Below are 14,126 nucleotides of genomic sequence, written 5' to 3'. Positions count from 1 at the left end.
ACCATGACCGGACCCCTGGACGGCGTGCTCGTCGTCGACCTGACCCGCGCACTCGCCGGGCCGCACGCCGGGATGATGCTGGGCGACCTCGGCGCCCGGGTGATCAAGGTGGAGAGCCCCGGCAGCGGCGACGACAGCCGCGGCTGGGGGCCACCGTTCGTCGACACCCCCGAGGGCCGGGAGTCCACCTACTTCTTCTCCGCGAACCGGAACAAGGAGTCGATCACCCTCGACCTCAAGGACGACGGCGACAAGGCGCTGCTGACCGAGCTGGTGCGCCGCGCCGACGTGCTGATGGAGAACTTCCGCCCCGGCACGCTGGCCCGGCTCGGCTTCGGCACCGACGTGCTGGCCGAGCTGAACCCGCGGCTGGTGCAGCTGTCGATCAGCGGGTTCGGCCACGACGGCCCGGAGGGGCAGCGGGCCGGCTACGACCAGATCGCCCAGGGCGAGGCCGGGCTGATGTCGCTGACCGGTTCGGGTCCGGACGACCCGCAGAAGGTCGGCGTCCCGATCGGTGACCTGCTGGCCGGCATGTACGGCGCCTACGGCGTGCTCGCGGCGCTGCTGGAGCGGGAGCAGACCGGCCGCGGCCAGGTGGTGCGCACCTCGCTGCTGGCCGCCGTCGTCGGCGTGCACGCCTTCCAGGGCACGGCCTACACCGTGGGCGGCAAGGTCAACCGCGGGCAGGGCAACCACCACCCCTCGATCGCGCCCTACGGCCTGTTCCGCTGCGCCGGGGGCGGCAGCGTGCAGCTGTCCTGCGGCAGCGAGGGGCTGTGGCGCCGGCTGTGCACCGAGTTCGGCTTCGACCCCGAGGCGCCCGGCCTGGCCACCAACGGCGAGCGGGTGGGCAACCGGCAGCAGGTGATCGAGCTGCTGGAGACCGCGTTCGCCGACATCCCCGCCGAGGAGCTGCTGGCCCGGCTGGCGGCGGCCGGCGTCCCGGCGGGCAAGGTCCGCACCCTCGACGAGGTGTACGCCTGGGAGCAGACCCTGTCCCAGGGGCTGGCGATCTCGGTCGACCACCCGACCGCCGGGCCACTGACGCTGCCCGGTCCCCCGCTGCGCTTCTTCGCCCCCGGCTCGGACGGCGAGGTGGAGACCACCCGCCGCGACCACACCCCGCCGCCGGTGCTCGGGGCCGACGGTGCGGCGATCCGCGCCTGGCTGTCCGGGGCCGACGGCGTACCGCAGCCCGAGGGCGAGGGCGGCGACGTCGAGGACGGGCACGCGACGTGAGCGCCCGCCGGCTGGACGCCCGCTCGCTGCGCGACCTGGTGCTCGACCCGGGGTCCTGGACCTCCTGGGACACCCCGGTGCCGCCCCGCGCGGTGGACGACGACTACGCCGCCGAGCTCGCCCGGGCGACGGAGAAGAGCTCGCAGGACGAGGCGGTCGTCACCGGCGAGGGCCGGCTGCGCGGGCGCCGGGTGGCCGTCGTCGCCGGGGAGTTCAGCTTCCTGGCCGGGTCGATCGGGGTGGCCACCGCCGAACGGCTGATGGCCGCGGTCGAGCGGGCCACCGACGAGGGCCTGCCGCTGCTGGCCGCACCGGTCTCCGGCGGCACCCGGATGCAGGAGGGCACGGTCGCCTTCCTGCAGATGATCGGCATCACCGCGGCGATCGCCCGGCACAAGGAGGCGGGGCTGCCCTACCTGGTCTACCTGCGCGGGCCGACGTTCGGCGGCGTGCTCGCCTCCTGGGGCTCGCTGGGGCACGTGACCATCGCCGAGCCCGGCGCCGCGGTCGGCTTCCTCGGCCCGCGGGTCTACGAAGCGCTGTACGGGGAGCCGTTCCCCGAGGGGGTGCAGACCGCGGAGAACCTGGCCGCGCACGGGCTGATCGACGGCGTCGTCCCGCACGAGGAGATCGCCGACGTCGCCGACCGGGCGCTGCGGGTGCTGGCCGCCCGCTCCACCTGGCACCGGCAGGCCGAGGTCGAGGGTCCGGTCGCCGGTGACGGCACCGACGCCGACGACCCGGAGGACGGCCGCACCGCCTGGGACGTCGTCACCGCCTCGCGCCGTCCGGACCGGCCGGGGGTGCGGCAGCTGCTGCGCACCGCGGCCACCGACGTCGTCACGCTCAACGGCACCGGCGCCGGCGAGTCCGACCCCGGGCTGCTGATCGCGCTGGCCCGGTTCGGCGGCGCGCCCTGCGTGGTGCTGGGGCAGGACCGGCGCGGGCAGTCGCTGTCGGCGCCGCTCGGCCCCGGCGCACTGCGCGAGGCCCGGCGCGGGATGCGGCTGGCCGCGGAGCTGCGGCTGCCGCTGCTCACCCTGATCGACACCCCGGGTGCCGCGCTGTCGGTGGCCGCCGAGGAGGGCGGGCTGGCCGGGGAGATCGCCCGCTGCCTGCAGGACCTGGTGATGCTGCAGGCGCCGACGCTGGCCGTGCTGCTCGGGCAGGGCACCGGAGGCGGCGCGCTGGCCCTGGTGCCCGCCGACCGGGTGCTGGCCGCGGCCAACGGCTGGCTGGGCCCGCTGCCCCCGGAGGGCGCCTCGGCGATCGTGCACCGCACCGTCGACCGGGCCGACGAGCTGGCCGCCAGCCAGGGCGTGCGGGCCACCGACCTGTGGCGGGACGGCATCGTCGACCGGGTGGTGCCCGAACGGCCCGACGCCGCCGACGAGCCGGTGGAGTTCTGCCAGCGGCTGGGCCGGGTGCTCGCCCAGGAGCTCGCCGGGCTGCTCGGCCGGGACGACGTCGAGCGGATGCGCGCCCGCACCCGCCGCTGGCGCCACCTCGGCCGCTGACCCCCTGACACCGGGTCACCTGATCACCAGCTGTCCTCCCGCACCAGCGTTGGTCCGGGAGGACAGCCGTTGGTGCGGGGGGACGGCCCCGGCCCGGGCTCCTGACGTCGCCACAGAGACGACGTCCAGCGCGGGGACGACGGCCGGGGTGTCGTACCGGCGGGTGAGGATGGCCGGGTGGACCAGCGACCGATCCGCCGCATCAGACCCGACCCCGCCGCTCCACCGTCCGCCGAGCAGCGGGCGTGCTGGCCGTTGACCGTGCCCGCCGTCGCGCAGCTGGTCGACGAGGGGCTCGAGCTGCCCGCCGGGGCGCTGGTGCTCGTCGGGGAGAACGGGTCGGGCAAGTCGACGGTGATGGAGCTGCTCGCGGTCACCCTCGGCCTGAACCCGGAGGGCGGCTCGGTCAACGCCCGGCACCGCACGCGGGCCAGCGAGCCCGAGTCGCTGGGGCTCGTCGTCGAGCGCAGCCCTGGGGCGTCCCGCTGGGGCTACTTCCTCCGGGACGAGACGCTGCACGGCCTGTACAGCTACCTGGAGGCGAACCCGTCGGACCGACCGGAGCCCCTCTTCCACGAGCTGTCGCACGGGGAGGCGTTCCTCGAGGTGCTCACCAGCCGAGCGGCCGGGCGGGGCGTCTACCTGCTCGACGAGCCGGACGCCGCGCTCTCCTTCGGCGGCAGCCTGGCGCTGGTCTCCCACCTCCTCGCCCTGCTCGACCGCGGCGCGCAGGTCGTCGTCGCCACCCACTCCCCCGTCGTCGCCGCCCTCCCGGGCGCGACGCTGCTGGAGGTCGGAGGGTGGGGCATGCGGCCGGCGGTCTGGTCGGAGCTGGAGCTCACCACCAGCTGGCGGCAGTTCCTCGACTCACCGGAGGCGTTCCTGCGCCACCTGCGCTGACCCGATCAGCCGACCGCGGGCACCCGCAGCGTGTGGTCGGGGTCGAGCCGGTCGAGGACGGCGGTGAGCGCGTCCCCCAGCGCCGCGGTCTGGTCGGCGGTCAGCGCCGCGAACAACCCCTCCTTGACCGCGGCGGCGTGCCCCGGCGCGACCCGCGTGACGACGTCCCAGCCGGCGTCGGTGAGCACGGCGAGGTTGCCGCGCCGGTCCTCGGCGGCCTTCTCCCGGCGCACCCAGCCACGCTCCTCCAGCCGGGCGACGGTGTGCGAGAGCCGGCTCTGCGACTGGTTCGCGGTGCGGGCCAGGTCGCTCATCCGGCGGCTGCGGTCCGGTGCCTCCGACAGCATCGCCAGCACGACGTAGGCGGCGTGGGTCAGTCCGGCGTCCCGCTGGAGCTGGGCGTCCAGCGTGCGGGGCAGCAGCTCGGAGACCGCGAGCCAGGCGCGCCAGGTGCGCTGCTGCTGCTCGTCGAGCCACGGGGAGGACACGGCGGGCAACGGTACCGGCCGGGCAGCGGGTCGGCGTCGGTGTGACCGGCGGCACCCACCCGCACCGGGTGCCCGGCGTGGACGACCGGTGGGCGGACGGCGCATCATTGGCAGTCGCCGGGGCCGAGTGCCAGCCCGGCTCGGACCGTGACGAGGAGTCTCCAGCACCGTGCCCACGTACCAGTACGTCTGCAGCAACCCCGAGGGCAAGCACGAGTTCGAGGTCGTGCAGTCGTTCACCGACCCCGCGGTGGCCACCTGCCCGGAGTGCGGCGAACCGGTGCGCAAGGTCTACGGGTCGGTCGGCGTGGTGTTCAAGGGGTCGGGCTTCTACCGCACCGACAGCCGCAAGTCCGAGAGCTCGACCACCGCCCCGGCCGCCGCGAAGAAGGAGTCCACCGGCTCCGGCACCAAGGAGTCCTCCTCCAGCGGCTCGTCGACCACCAGCTCCTCGTCCTCGACCACCTCGTCGAGCAGCAGCAGCAAGTCCGCCGACTGACGGCACGGGCGGGCGGCACCGCGCTGCTGCCCGTCCACACCCTTCCCCGCTGTCCACCACCTGGCCGGCGACCGGCCGCTGAGGGCCGGCTGCCGCGACCGTGGGGGCATGTCCCGACTGCGTCGTCCCCGTGCTCCGGTGCGGCTGCTGCGGCAGGTGGCCGCGGCCGGTCTCGCCTGCCTCGCCCTGGTGCTCGCCCTGCACCCTCCGGCACCGGCCACCGGCACCCCGATCGGCAGCCCGGCGGTCCCCGTGGCCGTCGCGGCCGCCGACCTGCCGGCCGGTCGGGTGCTCACCGCCGACGACGTGCTGGCGGCGCAGCTGCCCGCCGACCGGGCGCCCGCCGGGATCAGCCCCGACCCTGCCGAGCTGACCGGGCGGGTGCTGGCCGCGCCGTTGCGGGCCGGGGAGCCGATCACCGACGTCCGGCTGGTCGGGCCCGGGCTGTGGGCCGCGGTGCCCGAGGGGCAGGTCGCGGCACCCGTCCGGCTCGCCGACCTCGCGGTGGCCACGCTGCTGCGCGCCGGTGACCGGGTCGACGTGCTCGCCGCCGCGGGCGAGGCCGCCCAGCCGTCGGTGGAGGTGGTCGCCTCCGGCGCCCTCGTGCTGACCGCCCCGGCACCGGACGGCGAGGCCGGGGCGGCAGCGAGTGACGCGGGGCTGCTGGTGCTGGCCGTGCCGCCGGAAACGGCCGCCGCGCTGGCTGCTGCCGCGGCGAGCGGCAGTCTCACCGTTACCCTCGGCCGGCCGTGATCACCGGGCCGCCGGAGGGCGGCCGCACGAGTCGAGGGGTGCGGACGTGCTCAAGGGCTTCAAGGACTTCCTGCTGCGCGGGAACGTCATCGACCTGGCGGTGGCGGTCGTCATCGGCGCCGCGTTCACCGCCGTGGTCACCTCGTTCACCGAGTCGTTCCTGCGCCCGCTCATCGGGCTGGTCGGCGGCGGCGGGGTCGAGGGCGGCACGTTCGAGGTCGACCAGCAGGTGTTCACCTGGGGCGCCTTCGTCAACCAGGTGATCACGTTCGTGCTCACCGCGGCGGTCATCTACTTCGTGGTGGTCTTGCCGATGAAGGCGCTGTTCGAGCGCCGGGAGCGGGGCGAGGAGGCCGGTCCGGTGCTGCCCACCCAGACCGAGCTGCTCATCGAGATCCGCGACCTGCTCCGCGCCCAGCACGCCCCGGAGCAGCCGACGACCGACACGGAGGCCCGTCACCGCGCCTGACCCGCGAGGTGACGACCTCCTCCAGCGGCTCGCCCCGAGTTCGCGAGGGGCGAGGAGGACGAGGCCGGCCGTCAGTCGCTGCCCCAGTGCGGCGGGCGGTCCTCCAGGTAGCGGCGGTCGTCGTCGTCCGGGTCGCTCAGCCGCTCGCCCCAGCCGACGTCGCTGTCGTCGGGCGCCCGCTCGGGGCGCCGGGGGGCGGGCTCCGCGGGTGGCTGCTCGCGCTCTGACACGCCCCGAGCGTAGGCAGGCTCAGTCGACCGGCTGGCCGAGGCCCTCCAGCACCTGCGCACCGGGCAGCGCCGCCAGCACCGACCCGGGCACCGCGAGCTTGCTGCCCCGGGTGCCCGAGCCGATGACGAGGAGCTCGCTGGCGGCCACCGCGGCGTCGACCAGCACCGGCCAGGACGCCGGCAGCCCGATCGGGGTGATCCCGCCGTAGGCCATGCCGCTCTCGGCGACGGCGACGTCCTGCGGGGCGAAGGAGGCCTTGCGAGCTCCCAGGTGCCGCCGGACCAGGCCGTTGACGTCGGCCCGGGTGGTGGCCAGCACCAGGCAGGCGGCCATCGTCGTCTCCCCCGACCGCCGGGCGGCCACGACCACGCAGTTGGCGGAGGCGGCCAGCGGCACCTGGTAGGCCTCGGTGAACGCGGCGGTGTCGGCGGCGTCGTCGGCGATCTCGGCGACCCAGACGGGTGCGGACAGCGTGGGCACGGCGCCGGCCACCGGCGCACCGAGCAGGTCCAGCCGGTCGGCGGCCGGGAGCCAGGTGAGCGTGCCGAGCTGGGGGGCGGGGTCGGGTGCGGCCATGCCGTTGATCGTCCGACACGGCCGGGGTGCCCGCCGGGCGGGGTGACCCGGGTCGGCCTCCGGCCCCTGCTGGTGAGCGGTACGGCAGCGGGAGAGGATGGCCGTCATGATCGGTCAGCTGCACTCCGTGGTCATCGACGCCCCCGACGCGCACGCGCTGGCGACCTTCTACGCCGGACTGCTCGGCATGGAGGTCCACGGCGAGCCCGGCGACGACTGGGTGGTGGTCACCGGCGCCGGCTACCGGATCGCCTTCCAGCAGGCCCCCGACCTCCAGCCCCCGGACTGGCCGGACCCGAGCCGGCCGCAGCAGTTCCACCTCGACATCCGGGTCGCCGACGTGGACGTCGCCGAGCCGCAGGTGCTGGAGCTCGGCGCCCGCCGGCTGCCCGGTGGCGGCGGGGACTTCCGGGTGTACGCCGACCCGGTCGGGCACCCGTTCTGCCTGGTCTGGGACGCCGCGTGACCCCGGACCTGACTGCGGCCAGCGCGTTCGTCGCGGCCACCGGCCTGGAGCTGACCGAGGTGACCGGCACCCGGGTGACCGGGCACGCCGAGCTGGGCCCGCAGCACCACACCCCGTGGGGCGTGGTGCACGGGGGCGTCTACTGCTCGATCGTCGAGTCCGCGGCCAGCGTGGGCGCCAGCACCGCGGTGGCCGACCGGGGGCAGTTCAGCGTCGGCGTCGCGAACCAGACCGACTTCCTGCGGCCCGTCACCGCCGGCCGGCTGGACGTCGTCGCCGAGCCGGTGCAGCAGGGCAAGACCCTGCAGCTGTGGCTGGTCACCCTCACCCGCGAGGACGGCAAGACCGTCGCCCGCGGGCAGGTGCGGCTGCAGAACGTCTCCCGGGAGTGACGGCCACCGCCGGGCGGGCGGTCGCCGCCGCGGTGGCCCTCGCGCGGCAGCACGGCCTCGGCGTCGACGACCCGGCGCTGCTGTCCTGGGGCGTCAACGCCGTGGTGCACCTGCGCCCGGCACCGGTGGTGGCGCGGGTGGCGGTCTACACCCCACTGCTCCGGCCACAGATCCGCGAGCCGTTCACCCGGGAGGTCGCGCTCGCCGCGGCACTGACCGCGGCCGGGGCGGCGGTCGTACCGCCGTCGGACCTGCTGCCACCCGGTCCGCACGAGCACGACGGGCTCACCGTGTCGTTCTGGCGACATGTCGACGTGTCGCCAGCACGGCCGACGGCGGAGCAGGCCGGCCGGTCGCTGGCCGAGCTGCACGAGGTGCTCGGCACGCTGCCGCCGCTGTGGACCGGCTCGCCGCTGGACCGGCCGCTGGACGACCTGGCGACCTTCCTGGCCACCGGCGCCGAGCTGGGCGCCGACCCCGCACTGCTCCCCGAGGTCGGCGAACTGGTCACCGCACTGCGGCCACGCCTCACCGGCCCCGAGATGACGCTGCACGGCGACACCCACTCCGGCAACCTGCTGGTCACGAGCGAGGGACTGCGCTGGACCGACCTCGAGGACACCTCCCGGGGCCCACGGGGCTGGGACCTGGCCAGCCTGCGCGCCACCGCCCGGCTCGACGGCCGAGCCGCGCTGGACGCGATGCCCGACCCGGTCACCGACGACGAAATCGCACCGTTCGTCTGGTTCCGGCGGCTCTACTCCGGCGCCTGGTGGTTCGTGCACGCGGCGCGGGAACCGGCCGACCTCCCCGAAGCCCGCGCCCGGCTGACCGCCGCCGTCGAGGAGGTCGGTGCCCGTCTGGGTAGAGCCGGCTGACCTGACGTTGAGCCGTGCCGTGGCGCGGCTCAACGTCAGGTCGACCGGGTCAACCCGGCCGGCGGCCGGCCACAACCCGGGACGGGGTCCGGGCCGCCAGGGCCGCCGGGACGGCGTCGGGGTCGAGGACCACCTGGAACAGCGCCCGCGGGTCCTGCAGGGTCGCCGGTGGCCGGGCCGCCGAGCGCGGCACGACCGACTCGAACCGGGTCGGACGGCGGTGCGGCAGCAGCTCGCGGCCGGCGAAGGCATAGTCGCCCACCACCTCACCCAGCAGCAGGCCACCACCGTGCTCGATCGGCAGGCCGACCAGGTCGCCCGGCGCCACGTCGTCCAGGAAGGCGGACAGCTGGCGGAGGTCCTTGGCCGGACGGCGCCCGGAGAGCTCCTTGGACAGCGCGCGCAGCTCGGCCGGTGACTGGCCGGTCGCGTCGACGTCGATGCCGGACTGGGTGCCCAGCCCCACCACCCCGGTGGCCAGTGCGGCGCCCAGCTCGTTGTGCGCCCGCGGCCGCACCACCCAGACCGGCACGCCCTCCGGTGCGGGCGCCGGCGGCACGTCGTCCGGGCCGGGCCAGACGTAGGGCAGGTCGTCGGGGTCGGCGGGAAACCGGGAGCGGTAGAAGCCCGGGTCCTTGGCCAGCAGGTTCGACCGGTGCGACAGGTGCAGCGCTTCGTCGCCGACCCAGCTGGGCAGCAGCCCGGCGTCCGCGGCTTCGGCCTGGGTCAGCGCGGCGGCGTCCGGGGCGAACTCGGCGATCAGCGTCTCGGTGGTGTCGGCGAAGCCGCGCTCACGCCAGACCCGCACCATCGCCAGTGAGTAGACGACCAGGCCGGCGGTGTGCCCGCGCCACATGGTGACCACCGGGTGGTTGGCCCAGCCGTAGTCGGGGAGCTCTAGGGCGCGCAGCACCTGCAGGCACTCGACCCGCTGCTTGCCGAGGCGGGGGTTGTCCAGGAGCCGGGCGGACTCGGTGAAGTCGGCGACCGGCAGGAAGGTCTGCATCGCCGGCCTTCCTGCCCGCGGCGACGAACGACCAATCCCCGACCCCAGGGGCCGCAGCCCCTCAGGGCTCCAGGTCGCGGAGGGCGGACTCCCAGCGGGTGCGGCGCTCGTCATCGTCCTGGTCCCACCAGGCCGGGCCGCGCTCACCGAGGCCGGTCTTGGCCAGCTGCACCCGGGCACGGGCGGCGGCCACCGCGTCGTCGTCCCCGCGCGAGGTGCGCACCGCCGACCGGGCCACCCCGAGGTGGTGCAACAGCCGGGCCCGGACGTCGTCGGGCAGGGCCGGGTCGGCGGTCCGCCAGCGGCGGCCGTCCACGACGATCCAGCGACCGTCGTCGGTGTGCTCGACCTCGCGGGTCATGCCAGCCGGCGGGCCAGCCCGGGCAGCACTGCGCCCAGCGGGGCGTCGACCTTGAGCGTGGCCTTGGCGTCGCCGCGGGTGGGTCCGGAGTTCACGACGGCGACCGGGATGCCGCGCTTGGCGGCGGCGATGACGAACCGGTAGCCGCTCATCACGGTCAACGACGAGCCCAGCACCAGCAGCGACCGGGCCTGCTCGACGAGGGCGAAGCAGCGGTCGACCCGGTCCCGCGGCACGGTCTCGCCGAAGAAGACGACGTCGGGCTTGAGCGGACCACCGCCGCAGGCCAGGCAGTCGACCATCACGAACCCGTCGAGCGCCTCCTCGGGCAGCTCCACGTCGCCGTCCGGGTTGACCTCGTCGGTGACCTCGGGGCGGAAGCCTGGGTTCACCGTGCGCAGCCGCCGGTCCAGCTCCACCCGGGAGGCGACGTCGTCGCAGGCCAGGCAGACGGTCCGGTCCAGGCCGCCGTGCAGCTCCAGCACGTCGCGGGCCCCGCCGGCCTGGTGCAGCCCGTCGACGTTCTGGGTGATCACCTCCCCCACCGCGCCGGCCTGCTGCAGCACGGCGACGGCCCGGTGGCCGGCGTTGGGCCGGGCGTCGGCGATCTGCCGCCAGCCGACGTAGCTGCGCGCCCAGTAGCGGTGCCGGCCCCGCGGGTCGCGGGTGAAGGTCTGGTAGGTCATCGGTGTGTGCCGGCGCAGCGAGCCGGTCGCACCGCGGTAGTCGGGGATGCCGGAGTCGGTGGAGAGCCCGGCGCCGGAGAGCACGAGGGCCCCGCCGTCGGCGAGCAGGCCGGCGAGCTCGGAGAGCCCCTCGACGGTGGGTGTCGCTGCGGTCACTCCCCCATCGTCCCTGCCGGACGGCGACCGCGCCCGCAACTCAGCCGGCGGTGACCGCCTGTTCGAGCCGGGTCAGCATCGCGTCCTGGATGCGGGACAGGCCCTTGGGCGCGAAGGTGCGCTCGAAGAACCCGCCGATGCCGGTCGCACCGGTCCAGGTGGTGCGCGCCCGCACGGTGCTGACCCCGGCGTCGGCGGCCGACACGGTCCAGGTGGTCACCATGGTCGAGTTGGTGTCGGTCTCCACCAGCGCGCCGTCCGGGGTCTCGGTGACGACGACGTCCTGCTCGCGCACCCGCTTGGACGTCGCCTGCAGCCGCCAGTGGACCTTCGTGCCGGCCCCCTGCCCGCCGGCGTCCACCCGGTACTCGCTGTACTGCTCGGGCAGCACCGCGGGGCGGGTGGTGGTGTAGTCGGCGAGTGCCGCGCGGACGACGTCCGCCGGTGCCCGCACGACCCGTTCGGTGGTGGCGACGACCTGACCCATGCCGCCCATCCTGCCCGACCGGCTCAGCCGTGCCCCTCCTCGGTGTTGAGGTACGAGCAGCGGAACCGGGCGCCGGCCATCGCCTCGGTGAAGCGCGCCTCCCACATCGGGTCGTCCGCCGGGAAGCTGTCGAAGACCCGCTCCTCGAGCACCTCCGGGCGCCCGTCGAGGCCGGGGCAGCTGCGCCGCAGCAGCACCCGCGTCTCCCCGTCGACCTCGTCGTGCGCGGCGCCCCAGCGGGCGGCGGCGACGGCCTGCTGCTGCCAGGCCCGTTCGCGCGGCGGCAGTGCCCGGCCGGCCGCGGGCCGAGGCTCCGAGACCGCCCAGGCGACGATCCCGGCCAGCAGCAGGAGCAGCAGCGCAGCCGCCAGGATGCCGACCATGCCCAGCACGGTAACCCCGTGCGGCTCAGCCGGGCACGGTCTCCGGCAGCTGCACGGCGGCGACCCGCTCCTCGATCCGGCGGCGGGTCCCGGGGTCGAAGGCCTGGGCGAACCGCTCGCGCGGGCGGTACGCGAGCGGGCCGACGTTGTCGCCCTTCCAGTGCTCGAAGTCCTTGATCAGGCCGCGGGCGGCGGTGGCCCGGCCCTCGACCATCGCCGGGCGGTACTCCAGCCCGACGGCGTCGCAGGCCGACCGCAGGGTGGGCTCGGGGCGCTGTGCCAGGTCGGCGTAGGAGACGACGTGGTGGCCCGGCCGGTCGCGGTGGGCGGCGGTGATCTCGACGCACTCGGTCCACAGGTCCAGCGCCTGGTCCACCGAGTAGCTGCTCCCCCACCCGCCGGCGACGGCGCAGAGGCTGGTGACCACGTCGGCGCCGTCCCGGAGGATGTGCAGGAACCGGGCGCCGGGCACCAGCTGCTCGATCAGGTCGATCGCGTAGAGGTTGGCCGGGGTCTTCTCCACCCAGCCGGTGGCGCCCTCGGCGAGGGCCACCGCGTCGGCGGTCGCCACGAACGTCTCCGCCGTGGCGGGCACCGTCGGCGGCGACGGCCAGGTCGTGCCGGGTCTGCCCAGGAAGCCGGCGACCTGCGGCAGGTCCGCGGCCAGCTCCGGGCTGATCAGCCCCTGCCCGGCCCGCTCACCGCCGGCCCGCAGCCGGTAGAAGAAGTGCGTCTCCGGGAACGAGTGGACGGCGGGGTGCGCGGCGAGGAAGGACTGCAGGAGCGTGGTGCCCGAGCGCGGGCAGCCGACGACGAACAGCCGCTGCACCTGCGCCGGGTCACTGCTGACAACGGTCGTCGTCGGAGGCACCGGGGCAACCTAACCCCGGCTCCGCCCACCCGCCGCCCGGCCCGGGCGGCGGGTGCCGAGCGGTCAGACGTCGGCCGGGGCCTCGGTGAGCCGGTGGGCGCCGCAGCTGCAGCCCGGGTTGCGGGCCGAGAGCACCAGGGACACCGCGTGCGCCCGGTCGCGGGCACCCAGCTTGCGCAGGATCGCCTTGACGTGGGACTTGACGGTGTCCTCGGAGATGAACAGGTTCTTGCCGATCGCCCGGTTCGACTGGCCCTGGATGAGCTCGTCGAGGACGTCGGACTCGCGGCGGGTCAGCGGCACCTCGGGGGTCAGCTCGCGGGAGACCGGCACCTCGGAGCCCTCACCGCGGCGGATCTGCGGGTCGACCACGGTGCGCCCGGCGCGGGCCGCGAGCACCGCCCAGCCCAGCAGGGTCGGGGAGGTGTTCATCAGCAGGTAGCCGCGGACGCCGGCGGCCAGCGCCTCGTTGACCACGGCCGGGTCCTCGGAGGTGGCCAGGGCGACGATCGCCAGCTGCGGGAAGCGGCGGCGCAGGTCGCGGCAGGCGTTCAGCGTGGCGGCCCGGCCGGTGCCCAGCTCGACCACGACGGCGTCGGGGCGGGCGGACTCGGCCAGGGTCAGCGCGCGGCGCGGCTCCCCGGGGGTGCCCACCGCCTGCATGCCGGCGGTCTCGTTGATCATGCCGATCAGCCCACGGCGCAGGACCGGGGCGTCGGCGAGGATCAGGACGCGGGTGACGCCGCGGGGGGTGCTGGCCATCGGGGTGGACACGTTCGGTCTCCGCTCACTGTGGGTCATCGGCTGACAACCAGTAGATCGACCGGGTGAACGGAGTCCTTGAGGACTTTCTGTGCGCGACCTGCACGTTCGCCGGGGACCTGCCCTCAGGGGCCGGCGCGCTGCGTCGCTCAGCGTGCGCCGGCCCCCGACGGGAGACCGCCGTGCGGTCAGCTGTCCGCAGCCAGCAGGGCGGCGAACCGGGCCAGGTACAGCGGCCAGCCGGCGTCGTCGGCGACGCCGTTGCTGACGGCCGGCCAGCCCTCGCCGTGCCGGTCGAGGTGCCGGTGCTCCACGGTGACCCGGGTGGCGTCCGACCCCTCCGGGACGAACCGCACCTCGACCTCGCTGGTGCGCTCGGGGTCGGTCTCCACCTGCCACTGCGGGCTGATGTCCCAGCTGAAGACCACGCGGTGCGGCGGCTCGTGGACCAGGACGCGGGCCCAGCGGCACTCGCTGCCGTCGGCGGCCCGGTCGATGATCGCGCCGCCGACCCGCGGCTCGAACACGGTCTCGACGATCGGGGCGCCGAGCAGGTTGTGCTCCGGTGGCTTGAAGTCGCCGAACCGGGTGGTGAACACGGTGAACGCCTGCTCGACCGTCGCGTGCACGACGATCTCGCGGCGGACCACCACGGCAGCTGTCTGGGTCATGGGTTCTCCTCGGTCGGTCGTTCGGCGATCTCCTGGTAGCCGTGCAGGGCTCGCTGCCAGAAGGTGTCGAGCTGGTCCCGCAGCGCACCCAGACCCTCCGGGCTGAGCCGGTAGACCCGGCGGGTGCCGACCGCGCGGTCGGTGACGAGGCCGGCGTCCTTGAGCACCCTCAGGTGCTGGGACACCGCCGGCCGGCTGATCGGCAGCTCGTCGGCGAGCTCGCCGACGGCCTGCGGCCGCTCGGCCAGGGACGTCACGATGGCCCGCCGGGTCGGGTCCCCGAGGGCCTCCCAGCCGTCCCCTGATCGGTAAGTCGTCACGAACGTAAGCTA

General features: G+C 75.4%; 21 protein-coding genes. 9 read left to right on the top strand and 12 right to left on the bottom strand.

All coding sequences use genetic code 11. The features are described from left to right. The first annotated feature begins 3 nt into the window (after nucleotides 1-3). The 3 genes from Q1A09_RS14815 to Q1A09_RS14805 all read left to right on the top strand — a co-directional run bounded on the left by Q1A09_RS14815 (nucleotide 4) and on the right by Q1A09_RS14805 (nucleotide 3,659). Complete coding sequence (locus Q1A09_RS14815) at nucleotides 4-1,242, top strand: CaiB/BaiF CoA-transferase family protein (RefSeq protein ID WP_299956228.1); 1,239 nt, start codon at nucleotides 4-6, stop codon at nucleotides 1,240-1,242. After that, nucleotides 1,239-2,759 carry a carboxyl transferase domain-containing protein gene (locus tag Q1A09_RS14810; protein WP_299956226.1) on the top strand — a complete coding sequence of 507 codons (1,521 nt, stop codon included), beginning with the start codon at nucleotides 1,239-1,241 and terminating at the stop codon, nucleotides 2,757-2,759. The genes Q1A09_RS14815 and Q1A09_RS14810 overlap by 4 nt, the downstream gene beginning before the upstream one ends. Before the next feature lie 177 nt (nucleotides 2,760-2,936). Then, nucleotides 2,937-3,659, top strand: a complete 723-nt coding sequence (locus tag Q1A09_RS14805; RefSeq protein WP_299956224.1) for an AAA family ATPase — start codon at nucleotides 2,937-2,939, stop codon at nucleotides 3,657-3,659. Nucleotides 3,660-3,664: 5 nt separating this feature from the next. Here the strand turns inward: Q1A09_RS14805 and Q1A09_RS14800 are convergent, their stop codons facing one another. Further along, nucleotides 3,665-4,147, bottom strand: coding sequence for a MarR family winged helix-turn-helix transcriptional regulator (locus Q1A09_RS14800; protein WP_299956221.1), 483 nt, complete (start codon nucleotides 4,145-4,147; stop codon nucleotides 3,665-3,667). A gap of 169 nt (nucleotides 4,148-4,316) precedes the next feature. On the opposite strand from Q1A09_RS14800, the gene Q1A09_RS14795 reads away from it, so the two are divergent. From Q1A09_RS14795 to mscL, 3 genes are all read left to right on the top strand, one after another. Then, the gene (locus Q1A09_RS14795; protein ID WP_299956219.1) at nucleotides 4,317-4,646 is read left to right on the top strand and encodes an FmdB family zinc ribbon protein; all 330 of its coding nucleotides are present in this window, start codon (nucleotides 4,317-4,319) and stop codon (nucleotides 4,644-4,646) included. Between the two features lie 108 nt (nucleotides 4,647-4,754). Beyond that, nucleotides 4,755-5,399 carry a Flp pilus assembly protein CpaB gene (cpaB, locus tag Q1A09_RS14790; RefSeq protein WP_299956216.1) on the top strand — a complete coding sequence of 215 codons (645 nt, stop codon included), beginning with the start codon at nucleotides 4,755-4,757 and terminating at the stop codon, nucleotides 5,397-5,399. 46 nt (nucleotides 5,400-5,445) lie between these two features. Beyond that, nucleotides 5,446-5,868, top strand: a complete 423-nt coding sequence (gene mscL, locus Q1A09_RS14785; RefSeq protein ID WP_299956213.1) for a large conductance mechanosensitive channel protein MscL — start codon at nucleotides 5,446-5,448, stop codon at nucleotides 5,866-5,868. Nucleotides 5,869-5,939: 71 nt separating this feature from the next. Here the strand turns inward: mscL and Q1A09_RS14780 are convergent, their stop codons facing one another. Both Q1A09_RS14780 and Q1A09_RS14775 read right to left on the bottom strand, forming a co-directional pair. After that, on the bottom strand, nucleotides 5,940-6,098 hold the full coding sequence (locus tag Q1A09_RS14780) for a hypothetical protein (protein ID WP_299956208.1): 159 nt from the start codon (nucleotides 6,096-6,098) through the stop codon (nucleotides 5,940-5,942). Between the two features lie 19 nt (nucleotides 6,099-6,117). Further along, the gene (locus Q1A09_RS14775; protein ID WP_299956205.1) at nucleotides 6,118-6,675 is read right to left on the bottom strand and encodes a YbaK/EbsC family protein; all 558 of its coding nucleotides are present in this window, start codon (nucleotides 6,673-6,675) and stop codon (nucleotides 6,118-6,120) included. A 106-nt stretch (nucleotides 6,676-6,781) separates the two neighbouring features. Between Q1A09_RS14775 and Q1A09_RS14770 the strand changes: the two genes are divergently transcribed. From Q1A09_RS14770 to Q1A09_RS14760, 3 genes are read left to right on the top strand one after another with little or no spacing between them, the layout of a single operon-like run. Next, on the top strand, nucleotides 6,782-7,141 hold the full coding sequence (locus tag Q1A09_RS14770; protein ID WP_299956202.1) for a VOC family protein: 360 nt from the start codon (nucleotides 6,782-6,784) through the stop codon (nucleotides 7,139-7,141). Further along, nucleotides 7,138-7,533: a PaaI family thioesterase gene (locus Q1A09_RS14765; protein ID WP_299956199.1), complete on the top strand. Its 396-nt coding sequence runs from the start codon at nucleotides 7,138-7,140 to the stop codon at nucleotides 7,531-7,533. Before Q1A09_RS14770 ends, Q1A09_RS14765 begins: the two co-directional genes overlap by 4 nt. Beyond that, entirely contained in the window at nucleotides 7,530-8,411 is an 882-nt protein-coding gene (locus Q1A09_RS14760) for a phosphotransferase family protein (protein WP_299956196.1), read from the top strand. The genes Q1A09_RS14765 and Q1A09_RS14760 overlap by 4 nt, the downstream gene beginning before the upstream one ends. A 49-nt stretch (nucleotides 8,412-8,460) precedes the next feature. On the opposite strand, the gene Q1A09_RS14755 is transcribed toward Q1A09_RS14760, so the two are convergent. The 9 genes from Q1A09_RS14755 to Q1A09_RS14715 all read right to left on the bottom strand — a co-directional run bounded on the left by Q1A09_RS14755 (nucleotide 8,461) and on the right by Q1A09_RS14715 (nucleotide 14,114). Further along, on the bottom strand, nucleotides 8,461-9,417 hold the full coding sequence (locus Q1A09_RS14755) for an MSMEG_6728 family protein (RefSeq protein ID WP_299956193.1): 957 nt from the start codon (nucleotides 9,415-9,417) through the stop codon (nucleotides 8,461-8,463). 61 nt (nucleotides 9,418-9,478) lie between these two features. Next, nucleotides 9,479-9,778, bottom strand: coding sequence for a biopolymer transporter Tol (locus tag Q1A09_RS14750; protein WP_299956188.1), 300 nt, complete (start codon nucleotides 9,776-9,778; stop codon nucleotides 9,479-9,481). Beyond that, entirely contained in the window at nucleotides 9,775-10,620 is an 846-nt protein-coding gene (locus Q1A09_RS14745) for an NAD-dependent protein deacetylase (RefSeq protein ID WP_299956186.1), read from the bottom strand. The genes Q1A09_RS14750 and Q1A09_RS14745 overlap by 4 nt, the downstream gene beginning before the upstream one ends. A 40-nt stretch (nucleotides 10,621-10,660) precedes the next feature. After that, nucleotides 10,661-11,107, bottom strand: a complete 447-nt coding sequence (locus Q1A09_RS14740; RefSeq protein WP_299956183.1) for an SRPBCC family protein — start codon at nucleotides 11,105-11,107, stop codon at nucleotides 10,661-10,663. A 23-nt stretch (nucleotides 11,108-11,130) separates the two neighbouring features. Further along, a complete protein-coding gene (locus Q1A09_RS14735; RefSeq protein ID WP_299956180.1) occupies nucleotides 11,131-11,490 on the bottom strand; it encodes a hypothetical protein in 360 nt (119 codons plus the stop codon). Nucleotides 11,491-11,515: 25 nt separating this feature from the next. After that, the gene (locus Q1A09_RS14730; RefSeq protein ID WP_299956177.1) at nucleotides 11,516-12,361 is read right to left on the bottom strand and encodes a sulfotransferase; all 846 of its coding nucleotides are present in this window, start codon (nucleotides 12,359-12,361) and stop codon (nucleotides 11,516-11,518) included. 63 nt (nucleotides 12,362-12,424) lie between these two features. Then, nucleotides 12,425-13,123 carry a response regulator transcription factor gene (locus Q1A09_RS14725; RefSeq protein WP_299956175.1) on the bottom strand — a complete coding sequence of 233 codons (699 nt, stop codon included), beginning with the start codon at nucleotides 13,121-13,123 and terminating at the stop codon, nucleotides 12,425-12,427. Between the two features lie 188 nt (nucleotides 13,124-13,311). Further along, nucleotides 13,312-13,794, bottom strand: a complete 483-nt coding sequence (locus Q1A09_RS14720; RefSeq protein WP_299956173.1) for an SRPBCC family protein — start codon at nucleotides 13,792-13,794, stop codon at nucleotides 13,312-13,314. Continuing rightward, a complete protein-coding gene (locus tag Q1A09_RS14715) occupies nucleotides 13,791-14,114 on the bottom strand; it encodes a helix-turn-helix transcriptional regulator (RefSeq protein ID WP_299956170.1) in 324 nt (107 codons plus the stop codon). The genes Q1A09_RS14720 and Q1A09_RS14715 overlap by 4 nt, the downstream gene beginning before the upstream one ends. Between the last annotated feature and the right edge of the window lie 12 nt (nucleotides 14,115-14,126).

Source organism: uncultured Modestobacter sp., assembly GCF_947486615.1.
GTDB lineage: Bacteria > Actinomycetota > Actinomycetes > Mycobacteriales > Geodermatophilaceae > Modestobacter.
Note: the sequence above shows the minus strand (reverse complement) of the source record. Positions and strands in the feature narration are given on the sequence as shown.

Excerpts from the sequence above, each read along its gene's own strand:
- Q1A09_RS14815 (WP_299956228.1), top strand. The coding sequence starts at position 4 with ATGACCGGACCCCTGGACGGCGTGCTCGTCGTCGACCTGACCCGCGCA.
- cpaB (WP_299956216.1), top strand. The coding sequence starts at position 4,755 with ATGTCCCGACTGCGTCGTCCCCGTGCTCCGGTGCGGCTGCTGCGGCAG.
- Q1A09_RS14775 (WP_299956205.1), bottom strand. The coding sequence starts at position 6,675 with ATGGCCGCACCCGACCCCGCCCCCCAGCTCGGCACGCTCACCTGGCTC.
- Q1A09_RS14770 (WP_299956202.1), top strand. The coding sequence starts at position 6,782 with ATGATCGGTCAGCTGCACTCCGTGGTCATCGACGCCCCCGACGCGCAC.
- Q1A09_RS14755 (WP_299956193.1), bottom strand. The coding sequence starts at position 9,417 with ATGCAGACCTTCCTGCCGGTCGCCGACTTCACCGAGTCCGCCCGGCTC.
- Q1A09_RS14750 (WP_299956188.1), bottom strand. The coding sequence starts at position 9,778 with ATGACCCGCGAGGTCGAGCACACCGACGACGGTCGCTGGATCGTCGTG.
- Q1A09_RS14740 (WP_299956183.1), bottom strand. The coding sequence starts at position 11,107 with ATGGGTCAGGTCGTCGCCACCACCGAACGGGTCGTGCGGGCACCGGCG.
- Q1A09_RS14735 (WP_299956180.1), bottom strand. The coding sequence starts at position 11,490 with ATGGTCGGCATCCTGGCGGCTGCGCTGCTGCTCCTGCTGCTGGCCGGG.
- Q1A09_RS14725 (WP_299956175.1), bottom strand. The coding sequence starts at position 13,123 with ATGGCCAGCACCCCCCGCGGCGTCACCCGCGTCCTGATCCTCGCCGAC.
- Q1A09_RS14720 (WP_299956173.1), bottom strand. The coding sequence starts at position 13,794 with ATGACCCAGACAGCTGCCGTGGTGGTCCGCCGCGAGATCGTCGTGCAC.